Source organism: Streptomyces sp. NPDC002845 (genome assembly GCF_053591955.1).
Genome location: NZ_JBSFUU010000203.1, coordinates 1 through 2,677 on the forward strand (window position 1 = coordinate 1; position 2,677 = coordinate 2,677).

The window sequence follows — 2,677 nt, forward strand, 5'->3', positions numbered from 1 at the left end:
GTGGGCACACGCCCGCGCAGGCACTATCCCGACGTTTCCGCAGCTCAACCCCTGTTCTCGGCTCATCCGCATGCCCACCAACTGCGGAACTCAGGAAGCATGTGGCAGACCGTGACAGCCAGACCAGTCTGGGCGGCGAACGCAGCCAGCTCGGTCTTGAAGGCGCGGGTGCGGTAGCCGTTGGATCCGCCCGCATCGGCGGTGATCAGGAGCCGCCTGGCCTGCGGGTAGTCGAGGCGTCCTTGCCCGTTCCACCAGCGGCGGATCGATTCGACCGCGAAGCTGGCGGTGTCGTGATCCGTACCGACATTCACCCAGCCGGTGTTCGCCGTCAGGTCGTAAATGCCGTAGGGCAGGGCCCTGCCCAGTGCATCACCGGGGAAGTCATGGACGTCAACCCGCACGGGTTCACCGGCCGGCCACCAGTGGCGTCGCGAAGGTGATCCGGTCCGGGTTCACACCCACGACTTCCCCGACGCCGATCTGGGTAAGGCGATCCCGTACGGAATCTACGACCTGACTGCGGACGCGGGCTGGGTCAACGTCGGCACCGACCACGACACCGCAGCCTTCGCCGTCGCCTCCGTCCGCCGCTGGTGGCACGCGGTCGGGCGCGACACCTACCCGCGCTCGCACCGTCTGCTGATCACCGCGGACGCGGATGGCTCCAACGGCTACCGCCCCCGGGCCTGGAAGTTCGAGCTGGCCGCGCCGGCTGTCGAGACCGGCTTGGAGATCACCGTGTGTCACTTTCCTCCGGGCACATCGAAGTGGAACCGAATCGAGCACCGGCTGTTCTCCCACATCACGATGAACTGGCGGGGCAGGCCGCTGACCAGCCATGAAGTCATCGTGAACAGCATCGCAGCGACCACCACCCGCACGGGGCTGACAGTCCGCGCCGAACTCGACACCGCCATCTACGAGACCGGCGTCCGCATCAGTGACGGGCAACTGAACGCCCTGCCGCTGAGCCGCCATGACTGGCACGGCGACTGGAACTACACTCTCCGCCCCCAGGAACATCGCCGGGACGGCGTCCTTCCGATCCCGCCCCAGAACGAAGCCGGCCCCGGCCGCGACTGGCTGATCCATCCCGCCCTCACCGGCATCCCGCACGGGCAGTGGGACTCGCTGGTCACCGAGTTGGCTGCGGCCCGCGCGGCTCAGCGGGAAGCAGACCTCCAGCAGCGACGCGGCGGCGACCGGCAGAAGACCCCTGCCGTCGGCCTCTACACCGGTCGACGCCCCGGCCTGACCCTCGTCGACCGACTCTTGGCCACCATCCTCTACCAGAGGTTCAAACTCCCCCAGGTCGTCATCGCCCCGCTCTTCACCGTGACACCCGTGACCCTCAACCGGGCCATCAGCCACACCCGCCGGCTCCTCCACGACATCGGACACGCCAGCGAACCCGCCGAGACGCGACTGGCCACCCTCGACGATCTCACCACACACCTCGGCATCCCCAAACCGGAGATCAAGACGGCGAGTTATTGATCTGCAAGCCCTGACGCAACGGTGTTGAGGTCATAGGCTCGATAGGGGTGTGCCGTGCTCGATTACCCGGGCACGGCACACCTCGCTGTCAGATGGTGCCTGATCGCTTATTCAGGCCCTCTTGTCCCGGAGCGGGCGCAGGCTTACGGCACTGGCTGAGGCGTAATCTCACGCCACGCGCCACAAGGATCGCCTGGGGCGGTGGGCGGCGATACGAATGCCGTCCCATTCCAGGCACATTCCCCCAGCTCGAACAGGCGATCGTCCACGGTAAGCACCTTGAAGAACCAGGTGTTGGTGGGCACTGTGGGGTCGACCTCCGTGGTGGGCGGAACATCCGGCTCTGCCGCGTTCCAGTACACGACGGAGGCCGTGCACGGGGCAGTACCTGCGGGAAGAGCAGGAAGCTCATCCCACACATAGTCCGCACCACTGGCGACATTGGCGCGAGTGCCCCCAAAGACCTCGCCATCAGTGGTGGAGACGACGGAGATTTCCGTGTCGCTCGCCAGAAGGTTTGAGGTGTCGATGTGGTTGCACGCAACCGGCCCTGTCGGTCCGGGAGGACCAGCAGGACCGGGAGGGCCGGCAGGACCCGGCTTCCCCTTGCACTTGTCCTTGTCGCACTTATCAGCCGCTGACGCGAGCCCGGTGCTCACACTTGTCTCGGCCGCGTGCGCGGTCGAGAGTGCCGGGCTGGTGATGCCCAGCATGAGAAGGGTCAGGCACGCCGTCGCGGAGCGGGTGAATTTTCTACTTCGCGGCGGCAGCGGACCAAGGTCGGATGATTTCCGACGCTTTGGATTCATGTATCGCTCCCTGTAGAACCGAGTGATTTCTCGAAGAGGCGCAAGTGCGCCCCTTGACATTATTCGGACGTGCGTGTCACCGAAGGCGGAGCCGCACTGAATGTTCAGCACATTGGCTCAGCCTGAGTAGGGTCGGGGACTGGCGCGGTGACTGCTGCTCCGTTTCCAGTCCCCGCCGCTTCAATCCGGACATGAGGTTCTCCCTCATCCGGCTTTCCGACATCGTTCACCGGCTGGCATGCGCCGTCGCCCAGTGCACGTTCCCGCTCAGGCGGTACTGAGGTTGAACTCGCTATGGCGGGTGGGGATCTGACGTTTCATGATTGTTGCGGTATGCCGGAGGTATGCGGTATGCGCAGGGCGGTGGG

At 65.5% G+C, this 2,677-nt stretch carries 2 pseudogenes; one reads left to right on the forward strand and one right to left on the reverse strand.

Annotation, left to right across the window (positions count from 1 at the left end):
- Window positions 1-77 precede the first annotated feature (77 nt).
- Window positions 78-431: pseudogene (locus ACWD3C_RS48295) on the reverse strand (ISAzo13-like element transposase-related protein); the annotation flags it as partial.
- Here ACWD3C_RS48295 and ACWD3C_RS48300 point away from each other — a divergent pair.
- Window positions 418-1,500: pseudogene (locus ACWD3C_RS48300) on the forward strand (ISAzo13 family transposase); the annotation flags it as partial. The pseudogenes ACWD3C_RS48295 and ACWD3C_RS48300 sit on opposite strands and share 14 nt — an antisense overlap.
- Between the last annotated feature and the right edge of the window lie 1,177 nt (window positions 1,501-2,677).